At 56.8% G+C, this 22,692-nt stretch carries 21 protein-coding genes; 10 read left to right on the top strand and 11 right to left on the bottom strand.

What is annotated here, in order from left to right:
• The first annotated feature begins 106 nt into the window (after positions 1-106).
• Genes scpA through KOSB73_RS25895 form a run of 4 tightly spaced genes read left to right on the top strand, consistent with a single transcriptional unit; the run spans position 107 to position 5,526 of the window.
• Complete coding sequence (scpA, locus tag KOSB73_RS25880) at positions 107-2,251, top strand: methylmalonyl-CoA mutase (protein ID WP_004133570.1); 2,145 nt, start codon at positions 107-109, stop codon at positions 2,249-2,251.
• The gene (gene meaB / locus KOSB73_RS25885) at positions 2,244-3,239 is read left to right on the top strand and encodes a methylmalonyl Co-A mutase-associated GTPase MeaB (RefSeq protein ID WP_049087332.1); all 996 of its coding nucleotides are present in this window, start codon (positions 2,244-2,246) and stop codon (positions 3,237-3,239) included. The genes scpA and meaB overlap by 8 nt, the downstream gene beginning before the upstream one ends.
• A 10-nt stretch (positions 3,240-3,249) precedes the next feature.
• Positions 3,250-4,035, top strand: coding sequence for a methylmalonyl-CoA decarboxylase (gene scpB, locus KOSB73_RS25890; RefSeq protein WP_004133567.1), 786 nt, complete (start codon positions 3,250-3,252; stop codon positions 4,033-4,035).
• A 24-nt stretch (positions 4,036-4,059) separates the two neighbouring features.
• Positions 4,060-5,526, top strand: coding sequence for an acetyl-CoA hydrolase/transferase family protein (locus tag KOSB73_RS25895; protein ID WP_004133565.1), 1,467 nt, complete (start codon positions 4,060-4,062; stop codon positions 5,524-5,526).
• Here KOSB73_RS25895 and srsR read toward each other — a convergent pair.
• The 7 genes from srsR to epd form a co-directional block, all read right to left on the bottom strand.
• Positions 5,523-6,419, bottom strand: a complete 897-nt coding sequence (gene srsR / locus KOSB73_RS25900) for a LysR family transcriptional regulator SrsR (protein WP_004133564.1) — start codon at positions 6,417-6,419, stop codon at positions 5,523-5,525. The two genes, KOSB73_RS25895 and srsR, sit on opposite strands and share 4 nt — an antisense overlap.
• Positions 6,420-6,540: 121 nt before the next feature.
• A complete protein-coding gene (locus KOSB73_RS25905; RefSeq protein WP_004133562.1) occupies positions 6,541-7,308 on the bottom strand; it encodes an oxidative stress defense protein in 768 nt (255 codons plus the stop codon).
• Between the two features lie 90 nt (positions 7,309-7,398).
• A complete protein-coding gene (argO, locus tag KOSB73_RS25910; RefSeq protein WP_098141185.1) occupies positions 7,399-8,034 on the bottom strand; it encodes an arginine exporter ArgO in 636 nt (211 codons plus the stop codon).
• A gap of 149 nt (positions 8,035-8,183) precedes the next feature.
• On the bottom strand, positions 8,184-9,041 hold the full coding sequence (locus KOSB73_RS25915) for a small-conductance mechanosensitive channel MscS (RefSeq protein WP_024358637.1): 858 nt from the start codon (positions 9,039-9,041) through the stop codon (positions 8,184-8,186).
• A 188-nt stretch (positions 9,042-9,229) separates the two neighbouring features.
• The gene (gene fbaA, locus KOSB73_RS25920) at positions 9,230-10,309 is read right to left on the bottom strand and encodes a class II fructose-bisphosphate aldolase (protein ID WP_004125043.1); all 1,080 of its coding nucleotides are present in this window, start codon (positions 10,307-10,309) and stop codon (positions 9,230-9,232) included.
• Positions 10,310-10,406: 97 nt separating this feature from the next.
• Positions 10,407-11,570 carry a phosphoglycerate kinase gene (gene pgk, locus KOSB73_RS25925; RefSeq protein WP_004125049.1) on the bottom strand — a complete coding sequence of 388 codons (1,164 nt, stop codon included), beginning with the start codon at positions 11,568-11,570 and terminating at the stop codon, positions 10,407-10,409.
• 51 nt (positions 11,571-11,621) lie between these two features.
• On the bottom strand, positions 11,622-12,641 hold the full coding sequence (gene epd, locus KOSB73_RS25930; RefSeq protein WP_098141187.1) for an erythrose-4-phosphate dehydrogenase: 1,020 nt from the start codon (positions 12,639-12,641) through the stop codon (positions 11,622-11,624).
• Between the two features lie 377 nt (positions 12,642-13,018).
• On the opposite strand from epd, the gene KOSB73_RS25935 reads away from it, so the two are divergent.
• Genes KOSB73_RS25935 through KOSB73_RS25955 form a run of 5 tightly spaced genes read left to right on the top strand, consistent with a single transcriptional unit; the run spans position 13,019 to position 16,070 of the window.
• Positions 13,019-13,444 (top strand): PPC domain-containing DNA-binding protein, encoded by a 426-nt coding sequence (locus KOSB73_RS25935; RefSeq protein WP_024358639.1) that lies wholly within the window; start codon positions 13,019-13,021, stop codon positions 13,442-13,444.
• Positions 13,445-13,468: 24 nt separating this feature from the next.
• Positions 13,469-14,047: an ECF transporter S component gene (locus KOSB73_RS25940; RefSeq protein WP_004133556.1), complete on the top strand. Its 579-nt coding sequence runs from the start codon at positions 13,469-13,471 to the stop codon at positions 14,045-14,047.
• The gene (locus KOSB73_RS25945) at positions 14,048-14,755 is read left to right on the top strand and encodes an energy-coupling factor transporter transmembrane component T (protein WP_004133554.1); all 708 of its coding nucleotides are present in this window, start codon (positions 14,048-14,050) and stop codon (positions 14,753-14,755) included. It abuts the gene before it with no gap.
• Positions 14,743-15,420 carry an ABC transporter ATP-binding protein gene (locus tag KOSB73_RS25950; protein ID WP_098141189.1) on the top strand — a complete coding sequence of 226 codons (678 nt, stop codon included), beginning with the start codon at positions 14,743-14,745 and terminating at the stop codon, positions 15,418-15,420. The genes KOSB73_RS25945 and KOSB73_RS25950 overlap by 13 nt, the downstream gene beginning before the upstream one ends.
• Positions 15,414-16,070, top strand: coding sequence for an ABC transporter ATP-binding protein (locus KOSB73_RS25955; protein WP_049090232.1), 657 nt, complete (start codon positions 15,414-15,416; stop codon positions 16,068-16,070). Before KOSB73_RS25950 ends, KOSB73_RS25955 begins: the two co-directional genes overlap by 7 nt.
• A gap of 154 nt (positions 16,071-16,224) precedes the next feature.
• Here KOSB73_RS25955 and tkt read toward each other — a convergent pair whose 3' ends face one another.
• On the bottom strand, positions 16,225-18,216 hold the full coding sequence (gene tkt / locus KOSB73_RS25960) for a transketolase (protein ID WP_049099827.1): 1,992 nt from the start codon (positions 18,214-18,216) through the stop codon (positions 16,225-16,227).
• A gap of 278 nt (positions 18,217-18,494) precedes the next feature.
• On the opposite strand from tkt, the gene loiP reads away from it, so the two are divergent.
• Entirely contained in the window at positions 18,495-19,253 is a 759-nt protein-coding gene (gene loiP, locus KOSB73_RS25965) for a metalloprotease LoiP (RefSeq protein ID WP_004133548.1), read from the top strand.
• A 133-nt stretch (positions 19,254-19,386) separates the two neighbouring features.
• Here the strand turns inward: loiP and speB are convergent, their stop codons facing one another.
• From speB to yqgB, 3 genes are all read right to left on the bottom strand, one after another.
• Positions 19,387-20,307 carry an agmatinase gene (gene speB / locus KOSB73_RS25970; RefSeq protein WP_004105690.1) on the bottom strand — a complete coding sequence of 307 codons (921 nt, stop codon included), beginning with the start codon at positions 20,305-20,307 and terminating at the stop codon, positions 19,387-19,389.
• A 211-nt stretch (positions 20,308-20,518) separates the two neighbouring features.
• Positions 20,519-22,495, bottom strand: a complete 1,977-nt coding sequence (gene speA, locus KOSB73_RS25975) for a biosynthetic arginine decarboxylase (protein WP_024358645.1) — start codon at positions 22,493-22,495, stop codon at positions 20,519-20,521.
• A gap of 8 nt (positions 22,496-22,503) precedes the next feature.
• On the bottom strand, positions 22,504-22,635 hold the full coding sequence (gene yqgB, locus KOSB73_RS25980; RefSeq protein ID WP_075210876.1) for an acid stress response protein YqgB: 132 nt from the start codon (positions 22,633-22,635) through the stop codon (positions 22,504-22,506).
• Between the last annotated feature and the right edge of the window lie 57 nt (positions 22,636-22,692).

Here is a 22,692-nt window from a genome sequence, read left to right on the forward strand (position 1 = left end):
CGGCAAAAAACGACGCATCGATGGCTGTTTTTTGCTGGCGACAGGGCCGATGAAAAAGCTCACCGTATTCGCAATACCCCATTTTATTGCGAATACGGAGCACAACATGTCTGAGTTGCAGGAGTGGCAAACGCTCGCCAACAAAGAGCTTAGCCGGCGAGAAAAAACCGTCGACGACCTGGTCAAACAGACGGCAGAGGGCATTGCCGTTAAGCCGCTGTATACCGAAGCCGATCTTGATAATCTGGAAGTGACCGGCACCCTGCCCGGCCTGCCGCCTTACGTTCGCGGCCCGCGCGCCACCATGTACACCGCACAGCCGTGGACCATCCGCCAGTACGCCGGTTTCTCTACCGCCAAAGAGTCCAACGCCTTCTATCGCCGCAACCTCGCCGCCGGGCAGAAAGGGCTTTCCGTCGCCTTCGACCTCGCGACCCATCGGGGCTATGACTCCGATAACCCGCGCGTGGCGGGCGACGTCGGTAAAGCGGGCGTGGCGATCGATACCGTCGAAGATATGAAAATTCTGTTCGATCGGATCCCGCTGGATAAGATGTCCGTGTCGATGACCATGAACGGTGCGGTGCTACCGGTGATGGCGTTTTATATCGTCGCGGCGGAAGAACAAGGGGTTGCGTCGGAGCAGCTCACCGGGACAATCCAGAACGATATTCTGAAAGAGTACCTGTGCCGTAACACCTACATTTATCCGCCGAAGCCCTCCATGCGCATTATCGCCGACATCATTGCCTGGTGTTCGGACTACATGCCGCGCTTTAACACCATCAGCATCAGCGGCTACCACATGGGTGAGGCGGGGGCTAACTGCGTGCAGCAGGTCGCCTTTACGCTGGCGGACGGTATCGAATATATCAAGGCCGCGCTCTGCGCCGGGCTGAAAATTGACGACTTCGCTCCGCGCCTGTCGTTTTTCTTCGGCATCGGCATGGATCTGTTTATGAACGTTGCGATGCTGCGCGCCGCACGCTACCTGTGGAGCGAAGCGGTGAGCGGCTTCGGCGCCACCAATCCGAAATCCTTAGCCCTGCGCACCCACTGCCAGACCTCCGGCTGGAGCCTCACCGAGCAGGATCCGTATAACAACGTGATCCGTACCACCATCGAAGCCCTCGGCGCCACGCTTGGCGGCACCCAGTCGCTGCACACCAACGCCTTTGACGAGGCGCTCGGCCTGCCCACCGACTTTTCCGCCCGCATCGCGCGTAATACGCAGATCATCATTCAGGAGGAGTCGGAGATCTGCCGCACCGTGGATCCGCTGGCCGGATCGTATTATGTGGAGTCGCTGACCGATCAAATCGTCAAGCAGGCGCGGGCCATTATTCAACAGATCGCCGAGGCGGGCGGAATGGCTAAGGCGATCGAGGCCGGGCTGCCGAAACGGATGATCGAAGAGGCCTCCGCCCGTGAACAGTCGCTGATCGATCAGGGCAAGCGCGTCATCGTCGGCGTTAATAAGTACAAGCTGGAAAAAGAGGATGAAACGGCGGTGCTGGAGATCGACAACGTCAAGGTGCGCAACGAGCAGATCGCCTCGCTGGAAAAAATCCGCGCTCAGCGTGACGATGTGACGGTAAAAGCCGCGCTGAACGCCCTCACCCACGCCGCGCAGCATCATGAAAATCTGCTGGCCGCCGCGATCAACGCCGCTCGCGTTCGCGCCACCCTGGGGGAAATCTCCGACGCGCTGGAGGCGGCGTTTGACCGCTATCTGGTACCCAGCCAGTGCGTCACCGGCGTGATTGCGCAAAGCTACCATCAGTCGGACACAGCCGCCGGCGAATTTGACGCCATCGTTGCGCAAACCGAACGGTTCCTGATGGATAACGGCCGCCGCCCGCGCATTCTGATCGCCAAAATGGGCCAGGATGGCCACGATCGCGGCGCCAAGGTGATCGCCAGCGCCTATTCCGATCTCGGCTTCGACGTTGACCTGAGCCCGATGTTTTCCACGCCGGAAGAGATTGCTCGTCTGGCGATAGAAAACGACGTGCACGTGGTTGGCGCCTCATCGCTGGCGGCAGGCCACAAAACCCTGATCCCCGAGCTGGTCGCCGCGCTGAAAAAATGGGGGCGGGAAGATATCTGCGTTATCGCCGGCGGCGTCATCCCGCCGCAGGATTACGCCTTTCTGCAGGCGCGCGGCGTGGCCGCCATTTACGGCCCCGGCACGCCGATGCTGGAGAGCGTGCGCGACGTCCTGACGAGGATTAGCCAGCATCATGATTAACTCATCCACCCTGAGCGACGCCGTTCGGCGATTACGTTTGGGCGAGCGGGCCACGCTCGCCCAGGCCATGACGCTGGTAGAGAGTCAGCATCCTCGCCACCAGGCGCTGAGCGCCCAGCTGCTGGATGCGATTATGCCCTTCACCGGCAACGCCCTGCGCCTCGGCGTCACCGGCACGCCGGGAGCCGGAAAGAGTACCTTTCTGGAAGCCTTCGGCATGCTGCTGATTCGCCATGGCCTGCGGGTTGCGGTGATCGCGGTCGATCCGAGCAGCCCGGTCAGCGGCGGCAGCATCCTTGGCGACAAAACGCGCATGATCGACCTGGCGCGATCGGATTCGGCCTTTATCCGCCCGGTGCCCTCCAGCGGCCATCTCGGCGGCACCAGCCTGCGCGCGCGGGAGCTGATACTGCTGTGCGAAGCGGCGGGCTACGACGTGGTGATTGTCGAAACCGTCGGCGTCGGCCAGTCGGAAACGGAGGTCTCCCGCCTGGTGGACTGCTTTATCTCGCTGCAGATCGCCGGCGGCGGTGACGATCTGCAGGGCATCAAGAAAGGGATCATGGAGATGGCGGATATCGTCGTCATCAATAAGGATGATGGCGAGAACCGCGCCAGCGTCGCCATCACCCGGCATATGTATGAATCCGCCCTGCATATTCTGCGCCGCAAGCACGCCGCGTGGCAGCCGCGCGTTTTGAGCTGTAGCGCGCTGGAGCGGCGCGGCATCGAAGCCATCTGGCTCGCTGTTCTGGATTTCAAAACAACCCTGACTGACAGCGGCGATCTTGAAAAACTGCGCCAGCGCCAGGCGCTGGAGTGGCTGCAAAAGCAGACCGAAACCGAGGCGCTGCACCTGCTGTTTGCCCGAACCGACTTCGAGCGCTACTTCCAGCAAACGCTACAGGCGGTGAAAAACAACGGCCTCTCGCCGCGCACCGGCCTGCGGCAGATTAGCGAATTCCTTCAGAATCATTACTTTGCGTAAAAGGATATTTATGTCTTATCAATATGTTAATGTCGAAATTATCCGGAAGGTTGCGGTCATTGAGTTCAACTATAGCCGCAAGCTCAACGCCTTAAGCAAGGTGTTCATCGACGATCTGATGCAGGCGCTGAGCGACCTCAACCGGCCGGAAATACGCTGCGTTATTTTACGCGCGCCCGGGGGCGCAAAAGTCTTCTCCGCCGGCCATGATATCCATGAACTGCCCGGTGGGCGCCGCGATCCGCTCTCCTATGACGATCCGCTGCGTCAGATCACCCGCATGATCCAAAAATATCCGAAACCGGTGATCTCCATGGTCGAAGGAAGCGTTTGGGGCGGCGCGTTTGAGATGATCATGAGTTCCGATCTGATCATCGCCGCCAGCACGTCCACTTTCTCCATGACGCCGGTGAATCTCGGCGTGCCCTACAATCTGGTCGGCATTCACAACCTGACCCGCGACGCCGGTTTTCACATCGTCAAAGAGCTGATTTTCACCGCCCTGCCGATTACCGCCCAGCGCGCGCTGGCGGTCGGTATTCTCAATCATGTGGTGGACGCCGACGAACTGGAGGATTTTACCTTACAGATGGCGCACCACATCTCCGAGAAGGCGCCGCTGGCGATTGCGGTCATTAAGGAAGAGCTGCGCGTGCTTGGCGAAGCGCACACCATGAATTCCGATGAGTTCGAACGTATTCAGGGGATGCGCCGCGCCGTCTACGACAGCGAGGATTATCAGGAAGGCATGAGCGCGTTTATGGAAAAACGTAAACCGGAGTTCGTCGGCCATTAATCACGCCGGGTTAAGGAGTGCAAAATGAAACGGATGAGCGCCGATGAAGCGGCGGAGATTATCCAGCATGACCAGATGGTGGCGTTCAGCGGGTTCACGCCCGCCGGTTCGCCTAAAGCGCTGCCCGCGGCCATCGCTCGCCGCGCCGGTGAATTACATCAGGCGCAGCAGCCATTCCAGATCCGCCTGCTGACCGGCGCCTCCATCAGCGCTGCCGCCGATGATGCGCTCTCGGCGGCCGATGCCGTCTCGTGGCGCGCGCCGTATCAGACCGCCTCCGGCCTGCGGCAAAAAATCAACCAGGGGAAGGTGAATTTTGTCGACCTGCACCTGAGCGAAGTGGCGCAAATGGTCAACTACGGCTTCTTTGGCGAGATTGATGTCGCGGTGATCGAAGCCTCGGCGCTCGCGCCGGATGGACGGGTCTGGCTCACCAGCGGCATCGGCAACGCCCCAACCTGGCTGCTGCGGGCGAAGAAAGTGATCATCGAGCTGAATCACTACCACAATCCGCGCGTCGCCGAGCTGGCTGATATCGTGATCCCCGGCGCGCCGCCGCGGCGCAACAGCATCGCCATCTTTCATACCATGGATCGCGTGGGCAGCCGGTACGTGCAAATCGATCCGCAAAAGATTGTCGCGGTCGTGGAGACCGAACTGCCCGACGCCGGCAACGCGCTTGATAAAATCAATCCCGTGTGCCAGCAAATCGCCGATAACGTGGTCACCTTTCTGCTGGATGAGATGGCTCGCGGGCGCATCCCGCCTGAATTTCTGCCGCTGCAAAGCGGCGTGGGCAATATCAATAACGCGGTCATGGCGCGGCTGGGTGAGAATCCGGATATTCCCGCTTTTATGATGTATTCGGAGGTATTGCAGGAGTCGGTGGTCCATCTGCTGGAAAGCGGGAAAATTACCGGCGTCAGCGCCTCCAGCCTGACGGTATCCGCCGATGCTTTGCGCAAGATTTACGACAATATGGATTTCTTCGCCAGCCGTATTGTCCTGCGCCCGCAGGAGATCTCCAATAATCCAGAAATTATCCGCCGCCTCGGGGTTATCGCCCTCAACGTGGGGCTGGAGTTTGATATCTACGGCCACGCCAATTCCACCCACGTGGCCGGGGTGAATCTGATGAACGGTATCGGCGGCAGCGGCGATTTTGAGCGCAACGCCTGGCTCTCCATCTTTATGGCCCCCTCCATCGCCAAAGAGGGGAAAATCTCCACCATCGTGCCGATGTGCAGCCACGTCGATCACAGCGAGCACAGCGTGAAGGTGATCGTGACCGAGCAGGGGATCGCCGACCTGCGCGGGCTATCGCCGCTGCAACGCGCCCGCGTCATCATTGATAACTGCGCGCACCCGCTCTATCGGGACTATTTACACCGCTACCTGGATAACGCGCCCGGCGGGCATATTCATCACGACCTCACCCACGCGTTCGACCTGCATCGTAATCTGCTTGAGCACGGCTCCATGCTCGGCTAGCCCTCCGTACCGTCGCGATCTTCCGTAATGTGCTGAAGCATCGTGGCGGTATAGCGATGGTTTTTCAGCGAATAGAGATACTCCTGCATATACATCGCGCTGCCGGGCGCATCGAAGTACTTCAGCTTCGCCGGGTTGACCAGACGCCAGGCGAAGTAGGGAATAACCGTCAAAAACTGCCCCCGCTCTACGGCGCTAATTTTGGCCATAAAGCTGTAGGGACGATAGATAATCGTCGGGTTGATCCCGCTGGGGCGCATATACGCGTCCAGCATCGCCTCAAAATTGGCCCGGTTCTGGAAGCGCATCTGCAGCCAGGGCAGCTCACGTAAAAGTTCCTGCGGCGGCCTATCTTCATAACGGCGGGAAACCAGAAACCCAAGCCGCAGCGGCGCGAGTTCGCTAATGGTCAGATTTTCCAGCTCCTGCACGCGGGCCGAAACGTGCTGCGGCGAGATAATAAAATCGAGCTGACGGTCGAACAGATTATCAATCACCCCGTTCTCGCTGAACTCCACGGCCTGGGTGGTCACCCCATCGTATTTATCGCCCAGGCTGATGAGCTGATCGAAAATTATCGTCGGATAGGTATTGTCGATGCCGATAACAACGTTGCGCGAGCGGCGCGCGGAAAAGTGAATTTCGTTATCGATGGCCGATAAGCGCTGATAAATGGGAAACAGCTTCTGATAGAGCTCCTGCCCCGCTTTATTGAGGCTGATGCTGTTATCTTTGCGGGTAAATAGCGTATAGCCTATCCGATCCTCGAGCGCAGCAATGCTTTTGCCGAAGGGAGACGCGGTCATATGAATTTTTTCCGCCGCTCTGGCGATGTTGTTAGTCTGCGCCAACAAAATGAAATTGCGCATCTTTTTCGAAATAAAGATATCCATGCTCACCTCATAGTAGAACAGGGATATATCCTTACCTCATTCAGGGAAAAGACTTGTGTCGCGCTCTCACTTTTACAGATAGTCACAGAAAAAAGCCCGGCGCGAAGGCCGGGCGATAGGATTACTGCGCCGCTTTGGGTTGTTCGGCGGGTTTCGCCGGCTCCGCAGCTGCTGGCGCAGGCTGGGTCGACTGCAGCTCAAACACCACGTCCACCTGGTCATCAAACTGAATGGTCGCCTGCTCGTAGGTTTCCTGGGCAGAAACCGGCGCCGCATCGGCTTTCATCATCCGCACCATCGGGCTTGGCTGGTAGTTGGAGACATGATAGCGAACGCTATAGACGGGCCCCAGTTTGCCGTGGAAGCCGGTAGCCAGCTCCTGAGCCTGGTGAATGGCATCATCAATCGCCGCTTTACGCGCTTTATCTTTATAAGCGTCCGGCTGCGCCACGCCCAGTGAGACGGAACGGATCTCATTCAGACCGGCTTTAAGCGCGCCATCTAACAGACCGTTGAGCTTATCCAGCTGGCGCAGCGTCACTTCAACGCTACGCACCGCGCGGTAGCCCTTAAGAATGCTTTTGCCGTTCTGATAGTCGTAATCAGGCTGGGTACGCAGGTTGGCAGAGTTAATGTCTTTCTTCGCAATACCGCTCTTCTCCAGGAAGGAGAGATACTGGGCCACGCGCTCATCGGCCTGTTTTTTAGCGGATGCTGCGTCTTTCGCGGAGACGTTAACTTCAATCGCCAGCGTAGCGATATCAGGAACCGCCGCAACGCTGGCGGTTCCTGAAGTGACAATATGTGGGCCGTTCGGCAACTCATTTGCCTGAGCTGCCATTGCGCTAAATCCGAGTGCCGCCGCCAGGGCCATGACTTTTAACTTCACTGTCGTTTCTCCATATTACATTGGTCGTCTATACACAGACGCATGCCAGCAAGCTTAGCGCTTACGCGGAGAAAGTCCATCGGACAAGGCTTAGTTAAGCAGCGCCTGCACGTGGGCCAGGCCATCTTTCGCCAGTTGCAGAGCAATGATCCACATCACCAGACCCACCAGCATGTTAATTATTCGCTGCGCCTTCGCCGTACGCAGGCGCGGGGCCAGCCAGGCGGCCAGCAGGGCCAGGCCAAAGAACCATAAGAACGACGCGCTGATGGTGCCTAACGCAAACCAGCGCTTTGGCTCCATCGCCAGCTGGCCGCCGAGACTACCAAGAACCACAAACGTATCCAGATAGACGTGGGGATTCAGCCAGGTCACCGCCAGCATGGTGACGATAATTTTCCAGCGCCCCTGCTTCATCACTTCCGCGCTGGCCAGCTCCAGATTGCTGCTAAAAGCCGTTTTCAGCGCGCCAAAACCGTACCACAATAAAAAAACGACGCCGCCCCAGGTCACCAGCGCCAGCAGCCACGGCGACTGCATCAGCAGCGCGCTGCCGCCAAAAATCCCGGCGCAGATCAGCAGCAGATCGCTGATGGCGCACAGCAGCGCGATCATCAGATGGTACTGACGGCGAATGCCCTGATTCATCACAAAGGCGTTTTGCGGGCCAAGCGGCAAAATCATGGCCGCTCCCAGAGCAAAGCCCTGAAAGTAATACGATAACATGGGGAGTGATTTCCACTGAAAGAGTCAATGCCGGGGAATATAGCTCGCAAATATCATTAGAGGAAATTTAAAATATTAATCATTAATAAGCCAATCTAATGATCAGATTCGAATAAAAGGCCGGGCGTACCGGCCTTTTAGAGGGGAAACTACTCTGCTTTTTCCTGCGGACGAATCACATGCACATCCATCTGCGGATACGGGAAGCCGATGCCGTTGGCGTCAAAGTCGCGCTTAATGCGCTCCAGAACGTCCCAGTAAACGCTTTGCAGATCGCTGCTTTTACTCCATACGCGTACCACGTAGTTCACCGATGACGCGCCCAGTTCATTCAGACGAACGGTCATTTCACGATCTTTGAGGATACGTTCATCCGATTCGATAATATTGGTGAGCAGCTGCTTCACTTTATCGATATCAGCATCGTAGGCCACGCCGATGATAAACTCGTTGCGGCGCACCGGCTCGCGGGAGAAGTTGATGATATTCCCGGCGATGATTTTGCCGTTCGGCACCACCACGATTTTGCCATCCGCGCTGCGCAGGGTCGTGGAGAATATCTGCACATTCAGCACGGTTCCCGCGATGCCGCCAAGGTCAACGTATTCACCGGCGCGGAACGGGCGGAAGACCACCAGCAGAACGCCAGCGGCAAGGTTAGACAGCGAGCCCTGCAGCGCCAGACCAACGGCTAAACCCGCGGCGCCGAGGACGGCAATGACCGAGGCGGTTTGCACGCCCACGCGGCCCAGAGCGGCTATCAGCGTAAAAGCAATAACGGCATAGCGCACCAGCGCAGAAAGAAAATCGGCAACGGTGGCATCAATATGCCGCGCCCGCATCAGGCGATTCACAGTATTGGAAACAATGCGCGCCACGATCAAACCGACAATAATAATCGCGAGAGCCGCGACGATGTTGACGGCATAGCTCAGCAGTAATGCCTGATTGCGCACCAGCCATGAACCGGCGTTATTTATGCTATCGACAACGTTCAAATCTTCCATTCAACTTTCCTTATGGATACCCGGACGGGAAATAAAATAACCAAACCTGTAATGTCAGCCTGGTTAAGGGTAAACAATAACAGTGCGTTTTGCCAAATTGATCACATTTATTTAGCAACATTTCATATTGTTCAGATAATAAAAAAGCCCGCATTTCTGCGGGCTTCCGGGTAAGAAACGAAATTTTCTTACAGAACGTCGATCGCGTTCAGCTCTTTAAATGCCTGCTCCAGACGCGTCACCATGGAAGTCTGTGCAGCGCGCAGCCATACGCGCGGATCGTAGTATTTCTTGTTCGGCTGGTCTTCGCCTTTCGGGTTGCCCAGCTGGCCCTGCAGGTAAGCTTCGTTAGTTTTGTAGTACTGCAGGATACCGTCCCAGGTTGCCCATTGGGTATCGGTATCGATGTTCATTTTGATCACGCCGTAGCTTACGGAGTCTTTGATTTCCTGAGCGGAAGAACCGGAACCACCGTGGAATACGAAGTTCAGGCTGTTGTGCGGCAGGTTGTGTTTCTTAGAAACGTATTCCTGAGAGTCGCGCAGGATAGTCGGGGTCAGTACTACGTTGCCCGGCTTGTAAACGCCGTGTACGTTACCGAAGGAAGCAGCGATGGTGAAACGCGGGCTGATTTTGCTCAGCTCGGTGTACGCGTAATCAACGTCTTCCGGCTGGGTGTACAGCGCTGAAGCGTCCATGTGGCTGTTGTCCACGCCGTCTTCTTCGCCGCCGGTGCAGCCCAGTTCGATTTCCAGAGTCATGTCCATTTTGGCCATACGCGCCAGGTACTTAGAACAGATCTCGATGTTTTCGTGCAGGGACTCTTCAGACAGGTCGATCATGTGAGAAGAGAACAGCGGTTTGCCGGTTGCAGCGAAGTGTTTTTCACCGGCGTCCAGCAGACCATCGATCCACGGCAGCAGTTTCTTCGCGCAGTGGTCGGTGTGCAGGATAACCGGAACACCGTAGTGCTCAGCCATCTGATGAACGTGATGCGCGCCAGAGATAGCGCCCAGGATGGCTGCGCCCTGAGGAACGTCAGTTTTCACGCCTTTACCCGCGATGAACGCAGCGCCGCCGTTAGAGAACTGAACGATAACCGGAGAACGAACTTTTGCAGCTGCTTCCAGAACGGCGTTGATGGAATCAGTACCCACGCAGTTTACCGCTGGCAGAGCAAATTGGTTTTCTTTAGCGACCTGGAACACTTTCTGAACGTCGTCGCCAGTGATGACGCCCGGTTTTACGAAATCAAAAATTTTAGACATGTTACGTAGTCCTGTATCTGTATCTTCGACCGTTGAAGAAGGTTCGCGAGCTTTTACGCGCGCTGAAAAACAGGCGGGTCTCCCCGCCTGAACTGAATTACTGCTTAGCGCGCTCTTCGAGCATAGCTACTGCCGGCAGAACTTTACCTTCCACGAATTCGAGGAATGCGCCGCCGCCGGTGGAGATGTAGGAGATTTTGTCAGCAATGCCAAACAGGTCGATTGCTGCCAGAGTGTCGCCGCCGCCGGCGATAGAGAACGCTTCGCTGTCTGCGATGGCGTTAGCCACGATTTCAGTCCCTTTGCGGAAGTTCGGGAATTCGAACACGCCGACCGGGCCGTTCCACAGGATGGTTTTCGCATTTTTCAGGATTTCAGCCAGTTTCTCTGCGGAAGCATCGCCCAGGTCCAGAATCTGCTCTTCATCTTTGATGTCGTTAACAGATTTCAGGGTCGCGGTTGCGGTTTCAGAGAACTCGGTTGCCACGCGAACGTCAGTCGGAACCGGGATATCGCAGGTCGTCAGCAGACGTTTCGCTTCGTCAACCAGATCGGCTTCGTACAGGGATTTACCCACGTTGTGGCCCTGAGCGGCAACAAAGGTGTTGGCGATGCCGCCGCCGACGATCAGTTGGTCAGCGATTTTAGACAGAGAATCCAGAACGGTCAGCTTAGTGGAAACTTTAGAACCGCCCACGATAGCGACCATCGGACGGGCCGGTTCTTTCAGCGCTTTACCCAGGGCGTCCAGCTCAGCGGCCAGCAGCGGACCTGCGCAAGCGACGTCAGCGAATTTGCCGATACCGTGAGTAGAAGCCTGCGCGCGGTGAGCGGTACCGAACGCGTCCATGACGAATACATCGCACAGCGCAGCGTATTTTTTCGACAGCGCTTCGTCGTCTTTCTTCTCGCCTTTGTTAAAGCGAACGTTTTCCAGAACCACCAGCTCACCGGCAGCGACTTCTACGCCGTCCAGGTAATCTTTAACCAGACGTACCGGGTTAGACAGTTTGTCTTTCAGGTAGTTAACAACCGGCAGCAGAGAGAATTCTTCGTTGTACTCGCCTTCGGTAGGACGACCCAGGTGGGAAGTGACCATCACTTTCGCACCCTGCTTCAGGGCCAGTTCGATGGTCGGCAGAGAAGCGCGGATACGCGCGTCGCTGGTTACTTTCCCTTCTTTAACCGGTACGTTCAGATCCGCACGGATAAAAACGCGTTTACCAGCCAGATCCAGATCGGTCATCTTAATTACAGACATGGTGAATCCTCTCGTTGATTCTTGATAAAGTTTTGCAGGCGCCTGCGCGCCTTACCTGAAACCTTGTGCGGCCATCGCTAACGTGGTGTCGAGCATCCGGTTAGCAAAGCCCCATTCGTTATCGCACCAGACCAGCGTTTTGATCAAATGCGCGCCACTTACCCGCGTTTGCGTGCCATCGACGATGGCGCTATGTGGATCGTGGTTGAAATCTATCGAGACTAACGGCAATTCCGTATAGTCAACTATACCATGAAATACACCCTGCGCTGCTTTTTGCAGCAACTGGTTGACTTCACTTGCTTTTACCGGTTTTTTCACCGTGACGCTAAGGTCGATTGCCGTCACATTAATCGTCGGTACCCGGACCGCAATCGCTTCAAAACGATCGTTAAACTGAGGGAAAATACGCGTGATCCCCGCAGCAAGCTTAGTATCAACCGGGATGATCGACTGGCTGGCCGCTCGCGTCCGACGTAAATCCGGATGCCAGGAATCAATGACCTGCTGATCGTTCATTGATGAGTGGATCGTCGTTACCGTACCCGACTCAATGCCATAGGCATCATCTAACAGCTTAATGACCGGAATAATGCAGTTGGTGGTGCAGGAGGCGTTGGAGACGATACGGTGCTCGGTTCTTAATTCGTCATGGTTTACGCCAAACACGATCGTCGCGTCGAGATCGTTGCCGCCAGGATGTGAAAAAAGCACTTTCCTGGCGCCGGCCTGAAGATGGGCTTCGCCATGTTCGCGGCTGCCGTAAACGCCGGTACAGTCAAGTACCACATCAACCGCCAGTTCCCGCCAGGGCAACGCCTCAAGGGAAGGTTCATACAGCAGACGGATGGCATCATCGCCAACAAACAGCTGCTCTCTCTCCTGACGCACATCCCAGGCAAAGCGCCCATGGCTGGTGTCATATTTCAATAAATGCGCGATGCCGGCAGCATCCGCCAGTTCATTGATTGCCACCACGGTAATTTCCGCACGACGCCCGGATTCATACAAAGCACGAACCACGTTACGCCCGATGCGACCGAAGCCATTAATCGCAATGCGTATGGTCATAGGTCTCCTGCAAGGCTGTCCATGATAAGAGGTGGCTGACAGAGTAATGCAGCAACGCTCTAAGGGAAACCTTACCTGTCGCAAACTGCGACTGATTGATTAATTGTCGAACATTTAGACGACTGAAACGCTTCAGCTAGAATAAGCCAAACAAGTAATAAAAGGAATGATTGTCCAGCTGGAGAAAGCATTTATCTGACTTACATCACACTTTCACGCTATCTGCTGGGGAATTTATTCCATATTCCAGAATGACGAATAAGCGTAGCAATATCTTTTCGTTGCCGGACCGCTAATACTGATTTATATCAGAAACTATACTGAAGAGCGGCGATATTATTACCGTTACGTCCGAGTTTCGGAGTCCCTCTAAAATCATGACAATTCCCCACATTCAGCCCTCTGCGGCACGTTACTATGCGCTTCGCTTACTTCCGGGCGAGGAGGTTTTTTCCCGCCTGCGCGCGTTTGTGCAGCAACACCATATTCAGGCCGGCTGGATAGCTGGCTGCACCGGCAGCCTAAGCAACGTAGCGTTACGCTTTGCCGGTCAGGATCAAACCGCCTTATTGAACGGAATATATGAGGTGATTTCTCTGAATGGCACGCTGGAATTAGCCGGAGAACATCTCCATTTATCCCTATCCGATCCGCAAGGCGCCATGCTCGGCGGCCATATGATGCCCGGCTGTACCGTCCGCACCACCCTTGAGCTGGTGATCGGCGAACTGACCTCCGTGGCGTTTAGCCGTCAGCCGTGTGCGGTGTCCGGCTATGACGAACTGGTCATTTCATCCCGCTAACGTTTCACTTAAACGAGGTCTTCTATGGCGCGTCGCCAATTTTCCAGCCAGTCTCTGGTCCTGATTGTCATTGCTATCGCCATCAATATGGTCGGCGGCCAGCTGATCAGCATGCTGAAATTACCGATTTTTCTCGACTCTATTGGCACCTTAATCAGCGCGGTGCTGTTAGGCCCGGTGGTCGGAATGCTGACTGGCCTACTCACTAACCTGCTGTGGGGGTTATTGACCGATCCTATCGCCGCCGCCTTCGCTCCGGTGGCGATGGTTATCGGGCTGGTGGCTGGATGGCTGGCGCGGGCGGGATGGTTTCGCACCTTACCGAAAGTGGTGGCCAGCGGTGTCATCATTACTCTCGCCGTCACGCTTGTCGCCGTGCCTATTCGCACTACGTTGTTTGGCGGCGTCACCGGCAGCGGTGCCGATCTCTTTGTCGCCTGGATGCACTCGGTCGGCCAGAATCTGGTGGAGTCCGTCGCGATCACCGTGCTGGGCGCGAACCTGGTCGATAAAATCCTGACGGCGGCCATCGTCTGGGTCCTGTTGCGCCAGCTTCCGCTACGCACAACGCGCCATTTCCCAACCATGTCTGCTGTACGCTAAATGCATCCCTTTACCTCATTAAGCCTGTGGGCGCTCGCCGCCTGCTCCACGCTCCTGCTACCCGCGGGTGCGCCCTTAAGCCTTTACAGCGCGCTGACTTTCATCTGTTTACTGGGAATCAAGGCCACGCGACCGCGGGCAAAATACGTACTCTGGCTGATGATCCCTTTAGGGTTAGGCCTGTGGCTGGTGCACGGCGGCTGGTTGAGCGAATGGATCGCTGGACAAGCGCGTGAACCTGAACGTTGGGCCAATGCCGTCACGCTCTGGCTGCGGATCCTGGCCATCGTATCAACATCGCAGCTGTGGATGCACTACGTGCCGGTTTCGCGGTTTATGCGCGCCCTGTTTGCCTCCCGCTTGCCGCCGGGTCTCGCCTATCTGTTTGCCGGCCCGTTGCTGGTTGTCGAGCAGCTCAAACGCCAGCTGGCGATTATTCATGAGGCCCAGTGCGCACGGGGCGTCCCGCTGGATGAGGCCTGGTATCATCGTTTACGCGCGATGCCTGCATTGATTGTGCCGCTTACCCATAATGCGCTCAACGATTTAGCCGTACGCGGTGCGGCGTTGGATATGCGAGGATTTCGCCTGCATCGGACACGCACCACGCTGTGGGCACCACCGGACAGCACCTTACAGCGTTGGGCACGCTACGCCATGGTGGCGCTGATAGTCACCGAGACCGGAGTCTGGATATGGTTACATTAGAACAGTTTCGCTATCTTCCAACCCATGCCGCGCGCCCACCTGCCTGCTTCGATTTTCACTACGCCGAGCCCGGTATGGTGGCGATTTTTGGCGATAACGGCAGCGGAAAAAGTACGCTTGCGCAGTTGATGGCGGGCTGGTATCCGGATTTCCTCCCCGGAGAAATTGAAGGTAAAGGAACGTTACTCGGGAACCCTATCGGACAGTTGTCGCTCGTCGAACAGGCGAGCACCGTCCAGCTGGTTCAACAATCCCCCTATCTCCAGCTTTCCGGCTGTACATTCAGCGTCGAAGAAGAGGTCGCTTTTGGTCCTGAAAATCTCTGCCTCAGCGAAGACGAGATTATGCGTCGTATTGATGAAGCGCTGACGCTGACGGCATGCCAGGCGTTACGTCATCGCCACCCGGCCACTCTCTCCGGCGGAGAAACCCAGCGGGTAGTCATTGCCAGCGCGCTTGCCATGCAGCCCAGGATATTGATACTGGATGAAGCGTTTAGCCGTTTGACGGCGCAGGCTAGCGCCATGCTTCTGGAGCGCTTGCGGCACTGGGCGCAGGCGCAGCGTTCCTTGATTATCCTTTTTGAACGAACTCCCTCGCCTTTTCTTGCCTGGTGTCAGCAGGGATGGCGACTGCATGATGGAGCGCTTTCCCCGCTATGCTGACGTTGAATCAGGTGACTTATCGCTGGCCCGGCGCGGCGGCAGACTGTTTGCAAAACATCTCGCTAAACCTCGGTGAAAACGAATGGCTGGCGCTCACCGGCGATAACGGCGCGGGGAAATCCACCCTGCTGCGGGTGATGGCCGGACTGCTACCCGCCACGTCCGGTACCGTCAATTTGCTGGATAAGCCGATGGCGCATTATAAAAATCGCCATCGCGCCGGTATGCTCGGCGTCCTGTTTCAGGAAGCTGAAAATCAAATCTTTCACAGCAAGGTGGCTGAAGAAGTCGCCTTCGGGCTGCGGCTACAGAAACGGTCTGCCGCAGAGGTTGCGCAACGCACCGCGGCAGCGCTGCAGCTTTGCCAGTTAGAGGACGTCGCCGATGCGCATCCGCTGGATTTGCATACCGCCCAGCGCCGCATGGTGGCCGTCGCCTGTCTGGAAGCGATGGCGCCAGCAGTTCTGCTGCTCGACGAACCCAGCCGCGATTTTGACCAGCACTGGCTGACGATATTTGAGGAGTGGCTTGCGGTTTGCCGCAAAAGGGGGACCAGCGTAGTGGCTATCAGCCATGACCCGGCTTTTATACAGCGCAACTTTTCCCGCATGGTGCGCCTGGAAAAGGGAAGGCTACTGAGTATTTCCTGAAAAAGAAACGGGCCGCCTGAGCGACCCGTTTTTTACGGTGACAACTAAAGTCTTTACCCGGAGGCGGTGCTGCGCACCTGTCCGGGCTACCCGACCGCACTGGCCCCGTAGCCCGGGCAAGGCGCGGCTTTACCGCGCCGGAAGAGTGAAAGGACTACAGCAGCGCTTTCGCTTTCGCGACCACGTTGTCCACGGTGAAGCCAAACTCTTTAAACAGCAGCTCCGCCGGCGCAGACTCACCGAAGGTGGTCATGCCGACGATCGCGCCGTTCAGGCCCACATATTTGAACCAGTAGTCAGCGATACCCGCTTCGATAGCCACGCGCGCAGAGACGGCTTTCGGCAGCACGGCTTCACGGTAAGCGGCATCCTGCTTGTCGAACGCGTCGGTGGACGGCATGGAAACCACGCGCGCCTTCACGCCTTCGGCTGTCAGTTTTTCGTAAGCGGCGACCGCCAGCTCAACTTCAGAGCCGGTGGCGATGAAGATCAGTTCCGGCTGACCGGCACAATCCTTCAGCACGTAGCCGCCGCGGGCAACGTTCGCCAGCTGCTCTTCGGTACGCTCCTGCTGCGCCAGGTTCTGACGGGACAGAATCAGCGCGGTCGGGCCGTCCTGACGCTCTACGCCGTATTTCCACGCGATGGCGGATTCCACCTGGTCGCACGGGCGCCATGTGGACATGTTCGGGGTGACGCGCAGGGAAGCCACCTGCTCTACCGGCTGGTGAGTCGGGCCGTCTTCGCCCAGACCGATGGAGTCGTGGGTGTAGACCATCACCTGACGCTGTTTCATCAGCGCCGCCATACGTACCGCGTTACGCGCGTACTCGACGAACATCAGGAAGGTGGAGGTATACGGCAGGAAACCGCCGTGCAGGGCGATACCGTTGGCAATCGCGGTCATACCGAATTCGCGCACGCCGTAGTGAATGTAGTTACCGGCAGTGTCTTCGTTGATCGCTTTAGAACCGGACCACAGGGTCAGGTTACTTGGCGCCAGGTCAGCAGAGCCGCCGAGGAATTCCGGCAGCAGCGGGCCGAAGGCTTCAATGGCGTTCTGGGACGCTTTACGGCTGGCGATTTTCGCCGGGTTAGCCTGCAGCTTAGCGATGAACTCGTTCGCTTTCGCGTCGAAGTCAGCCGGCATGTCGCCTTTCATACGACGAGTAAACTCAGCGGCTTCCTGCGGGAAGGCTTTGGCGTAGGCGGCAAATTTCTCGTTCCACGCAGACTCTTTCGCCTGGCCGGCTTCTTTGGCATCCCACTGGGCATAGATTTCAGACGGGATTTCAAACGCCGGATGTTTCCAGCCGAGCGCTTCGCGGGTCAGCGCGATTTCCGCGTCGCCCAGCGGCGCGCCGTGGGAGTCGTGGGTACCGGCTTTGTTCGGCGAACCGAAACCGATAATGGTTTTGCACATCAGCAGGGACGGTTTGTCGGTGACCGCACGCGCTTCTTCTACCGCGCGTTTAATCGAGTCAGCATCATGGCCGTCAACGCCGCGCACCACGTGCCAGCCGTAGGCTTCAAAGCGCTTCGCGGTGTCATCGGTGAACCAGCCTTCTACATGACCGTCGATGGAGATGCCGTTGTCGTCATAGAACGCAACAAGCTTGCCCAGCTTCAGGGTACCAGCCAGGGAGCATACCTCGTGGGAGATACCTTCCATCATGCAGCCGTCGCCCATGAACGCGTAGGTGAAGTGGTCAACAATGTCGTGGCCCGGACGGTTGAACTGCGCCGCCAGAGTTTTCTCCGCAATGGCCATACCGACCGCATTCGCAATACCCTGACCCAGCGGGCCGGTGGTGGTTTCCACGCCCGCGGTGTAGCCGACTTCCGGGTGACCCGGCGTTTTAGAGTGCAGTTGACGGAAGTTCTTCAGCTCTTCAATCGGCAGATCATAACCGGTGAGGTGCAGCAGGCTGTAAATCAGCATGGAGCCGTGACCGTTGGACAGCACGAAGCGGTCGCGGTCGGCCCAGGACGGGTTCTGCGGGTTATGATTCAGGAAATCACGCCACAGGACTTCGGCAATGTCAGCCATACCCATCGGGGCACCCGGGTGGCCGGATTTGGCTTTCTGTACTGCGTCCATGCTCAGCGCACGAATAGCGTTAGCAAGCTCTTTACGTGAGGACATTTTGACTCCAGATCGGATAATGAAGGCCATGCCCGCAACGACTTGACGACAGCGCGTTTTGGGCTACGCCGGAAAAAAGTGTGAACAATGTAACCTAAGCGGCAAAGCATGTACATGGAGCATCCTTTTGCCGTTTAAGAAATCTCTGGAACACGTTGTGCTACGGCGTAATCCTCTCGCCCGCATTCTCATATAGTATTTATAATTTGCACAGGATACGGCAGGCAGCCATCGCCGTTTTTTCGGATAAATAACCATAAGATTGTGGAAGATAAAAAATGAAATTTCGTTCAGCTATTCTTGCCCTTGGGATCGCAGCAACGCTAACCGGATGCCAGAACATGGATTCCAACGGCCTGCTTAGCTCCGGCGCGGAGGCCTTCCAGGCTTACTCGCTCAGCGATGAGCAGGTGAAAGCCTTAAGCGACAAAGCCTGTCAGGAGATGGATGCGAAGGCGACTATCGCGCCTGCCAGCAGTGAATACAGCAAACGTCTGGGTAAAATCGCCGCCGCGCTGGGGGACAACATCAACGGCCAGCCGGTTAACTATAAGGTATACCAGACCAAAGACGTTAACGCCTTCGCCATGGCTAACGGCTGCATCCGCGTTTACAGCGGGCTGATGGATTTGATGAATGATAATGAAGTTGAAGCGGTCATCGGCCACGAAATGGGTCACGTCGCGCTGGGCCACGTGAAGAAAGGGATGCAGGTAGCGCTGGGCACTAACGCGGTACGCGCGGCGGCGGCCTCCGCGGGCGGCATCGTCGGCAGTCTGTCGCAATCGCAGCTGGGCGATCTGGGCGAGAAGCTGGTGAACTCGCAGTTCTCCCAGCGTCAGGAATCGGAAGCGGACGACTACTCGTACGATCTGCTGCGCAAGCGCGGAATCAATCCGGCGGGTCTCGCCACCAGCTTCGAGAAACTGGCGAAGCTGGAAGCCGGACGCCAAAGCTCAATGTTTGACGATCATCCGGCATCGGAAGCACGCGCTCAGCATATCCGCGATCGCATGGCGGCGGACGGCATCAAATAATTCTCGCCCCGGTTTGTAACAAATCGGACGTTATGGGCGGGCTCCGGACAGCGCACCGCCACCGGAGCGTACACGTCGTACGTGAGGATAGCGAGCGCTGCCCGGCTGCAAAATGGCGAGTAAAATAGTCCGCTTACTCGCCTTTTTTCGCCGCCTGGATATACAGCATTTCCAGCGCCAGGGTCGCCGCCGCCAGGGCGGTGATTTCAGACTGGTCGTAGGCCGGAGCGACTTCCACCACGTCCATGCCGACGATGTTCAGATCCTTGAGGCCACGCACCAGCTTGATCGCCCGATCGGAGGTCAGCCCGCCGATCACCGGCGTACCGGTACCTGGGGCAAACGCCGGATCCAGACAGTCAATATCAAAGGTCAGATACACCGGCATATCGCCGACGATCTGTTTCACCTGAGCGATCACGTCGTCAACGCTGCGATCGTTGACCTGGCCCGCATCCAGCACCGTGAAGCCGTTGTCCTTATCAAACTCGGTACGGATACCGATCTGCACCGAATGATGCGGATCGATCAGGCCTTCGTTCGGCGCGGTGTAGAACATGGTGCCATGGTCAAATTCGCAGCCGTTAGCGTAGGTATCGGTGTGGGCATCGAAATGTACCAGCGCCATTTTGCCGAAGTGCTTAGCATGCGCGCGCAGCAGCGGTAGCGTCACAAAATGGTCGCCGCCGAAGGAGAGCATGCGTTTACCTGCCGCCAGCAGTTTTTCCGCGTGGGCCTGCAGCTTTTCACTCATTTCACGCGCGTCGCCGAAGGCATAAACCAGATCGCCGCAGTCCACGACGTTCAGGCGCTCGCGCATGTCAAAATTCCACGGGAAGCGGTTATGCTCCCACGCAAGGTTCGTCGACACCTGACGGATCGCCGCCGGGCCATGACGGCCGCCCGCGCGTCCGGAGGTCGCCATATCAAACGGTACGCCGGTGATGACCCAGTCCGCATCGCTGTCATACGGCATGAAATTCATCGGTAGACGCAGAAAACCAAATGCGTTGGATACCAGGGAGTTATCGTATTGATGACCTAAGGTGCTCATGGATATGACCTCTTTTACCGTCGTTGTATTGAAATACAAATATAAAAAAACCCCTCCGCGTCGTTAGGCCCGACGAGGAAGGGTTTTGAATGAGTTTACTGCTTAATTGGGCGAATTATCGCCGCAAATTTCTACGCGTTCAAGAAAGTTTGGCGAATGGCGCAATCGGCTTCGCCTTCCTCTTCCCTCTCCATTACGGAGAGGGCGTATATCACTCGTCTTCCAGATAAGTGTAGCCGTATAAACCCGCTTCGAACTCTTCAAGGAACTGCTGCTGCAGGGCGGCGTCCAGGTCCGTATTTTTCACCTGATCGCGGAATTGGGTCAACAGCGTGTTCGGATCGAGCTGCACGTACTGCAGCATGTCCGCAACGGTATCCCCTTCATCAGACAGCTCAACTTCCACGCTGCCGTCAGGGAAGACAAACACGTCTACGGCTTCCGTATCGCCGAACAGGTTGTGCATATTGCCGAGGATCTCCTGGTAGGCGCCCACCATAAAGAAGCCCAGCATAGGCGGATTCTCCGGATCGTATTCCGGCATCGGCATGGTGGTCGCAATACCGTCGCCATCCACATAGTGGTCAATCGCGCCATCGGAATCACAGGTGATATCCAGCAGCACCGCGCGGCGTTCCGGCACCATGTTCAGCCCTTCCAGCGGCATCACCGGGAACAGCTGATCGATACCCCATGCATCCGGCATCGACTGGAACAGGGAAAAGTTGACGTAAATCTTATCCGCCATGCGCTCCTGCAGCTCATCGATAATCGGACGATGCGCGCGGTTGCTGGGGTCGAGCTGTTTCTGCACTTCATGGCACATATTCAGATACAGCTGCTCGGCCCAGGCGCGCTCCTGAAGATTAAAGGTGCCGGAGGAGTAGCCGATGTGGATATCGTGCAGATCCATCTGGCTGTCGTGCAGCCATTCGCGCAGCGAGCGGCGGTTGCCGGTTTCCTGCATCTCCAGCCAGGTTTCCCACATGCTTTGCAGCGGACGCGCGGCGTCTTCCGCAGGCGGAGTCGCCTCGGTATATTCGTTACGCTCAACGCCGATAATGTTCGATACCAGCACGGTGTGGTGCGCCGTGACCGCACGACCGGATTCGGTGATCACCGTCGGATGCGGCAGACCGTTCTCTTCGCAGGCATCGCCAATCGCCCAGATGATGTTGTTGGCATATTCGTTCAGGCCGTAGTTCACCGAACAGTCGGACTGGGAGCGGGTGCCTTCATAATCAACGCCGAGACCACCGCCAACGTCGAAGCACTGAATATTCACGCCCAGCTTATGCAGCTCCACGTAGAAGCGCGACGATTCACGCACGCCGGTGGCGATATCGCGAATATTGGCCATCTGCGAGCCAAGGTGGAAGTGCAGCAGCTGCAGGCTGTCCAGATGCCCGGCTGAGCGCAGAATTTCAACCAGCTGCAGAACCTGGGTCGCCGCGAGACCGAATTTGGATTTTTCGCCGCCGGAGGACTGCCATTTGCCAGAGCCCTGCGAAGCCAGACGCGCACGCACGCCAAGACGCGGCACCACGTTCAGCCGCTCGGCTTCTTCGAGCACGATGGCGATTTCCGACATCTTCTCGATGACCAGATAGACCTTGTGGCCCATTTTTTCGCCCACCAGCGCCAGGCGGATATATTCACGGTCTTTATAACCGTTACAAACAATCACGCTGCGGGTCATACCGGCGTGCGCCAGTACCGCCATCAGCTCGGCCTTCGAGCCGGCTTCCAGACCCAGCGGTTCGCCGGAGTGGATCAGCGATTCAATCACGCGGCGATGCTGGTTAACCTTGATCGGATAAACCAGGAAGTAGTCGCCGTTATAGCCATAAGATTCGCGCGCCCGTTTAAAGGCGGCGTTAATCGAACGCAGGCGGTGCTGCAAAATCTGCGGGAAGCAGAACAGTGCAGGCAGGCGCTGCCCCTGAGCTTCACGCGCTTTCACCAGCTCGGCAAGGTCAACGCGCGCTTCCGGGACGTCAGGATCCGGGCAGACGCTAATATGGCCCAGTTCGTTAACGTCGTAGTAGTTATTACCCCACCAGGCAATATTGTAAGTACGTAGCATCTTGCTGGCTTCCTGGGAGCTCATCGCAACCTCCTGCATGGAACGTAGTACACCGTGATCGCCTGCTGACGAAGGCGAAGATAAAGACATGTCGTCAGACATAGCGAACCTCAAATTTTAGTAACAAGTGTAAAACAGTTGACTACTATCGCAATCCGAAGAAGCGATAACAACCCATAAACAGTCCGAAATCCCAGTAGATAGTGCTGGTCTTGCGGCTGAGCGACCGGTTTCTTATTCATATCATCGTAAAACACGTACCCGAACGGAGTATGACAGTCCGGAGAAACCACGAGAAA

Origin of the sequence: Klebsiella grimontii, assembly GCF_900200035.1 — a bacterium.
Lineage (GTDB): Bacteria > Pseudomonadota > Gammaproteobacteria > Enterobacterales > Enterobacteriaceae > Klebsiella > Klebsiella grimontii.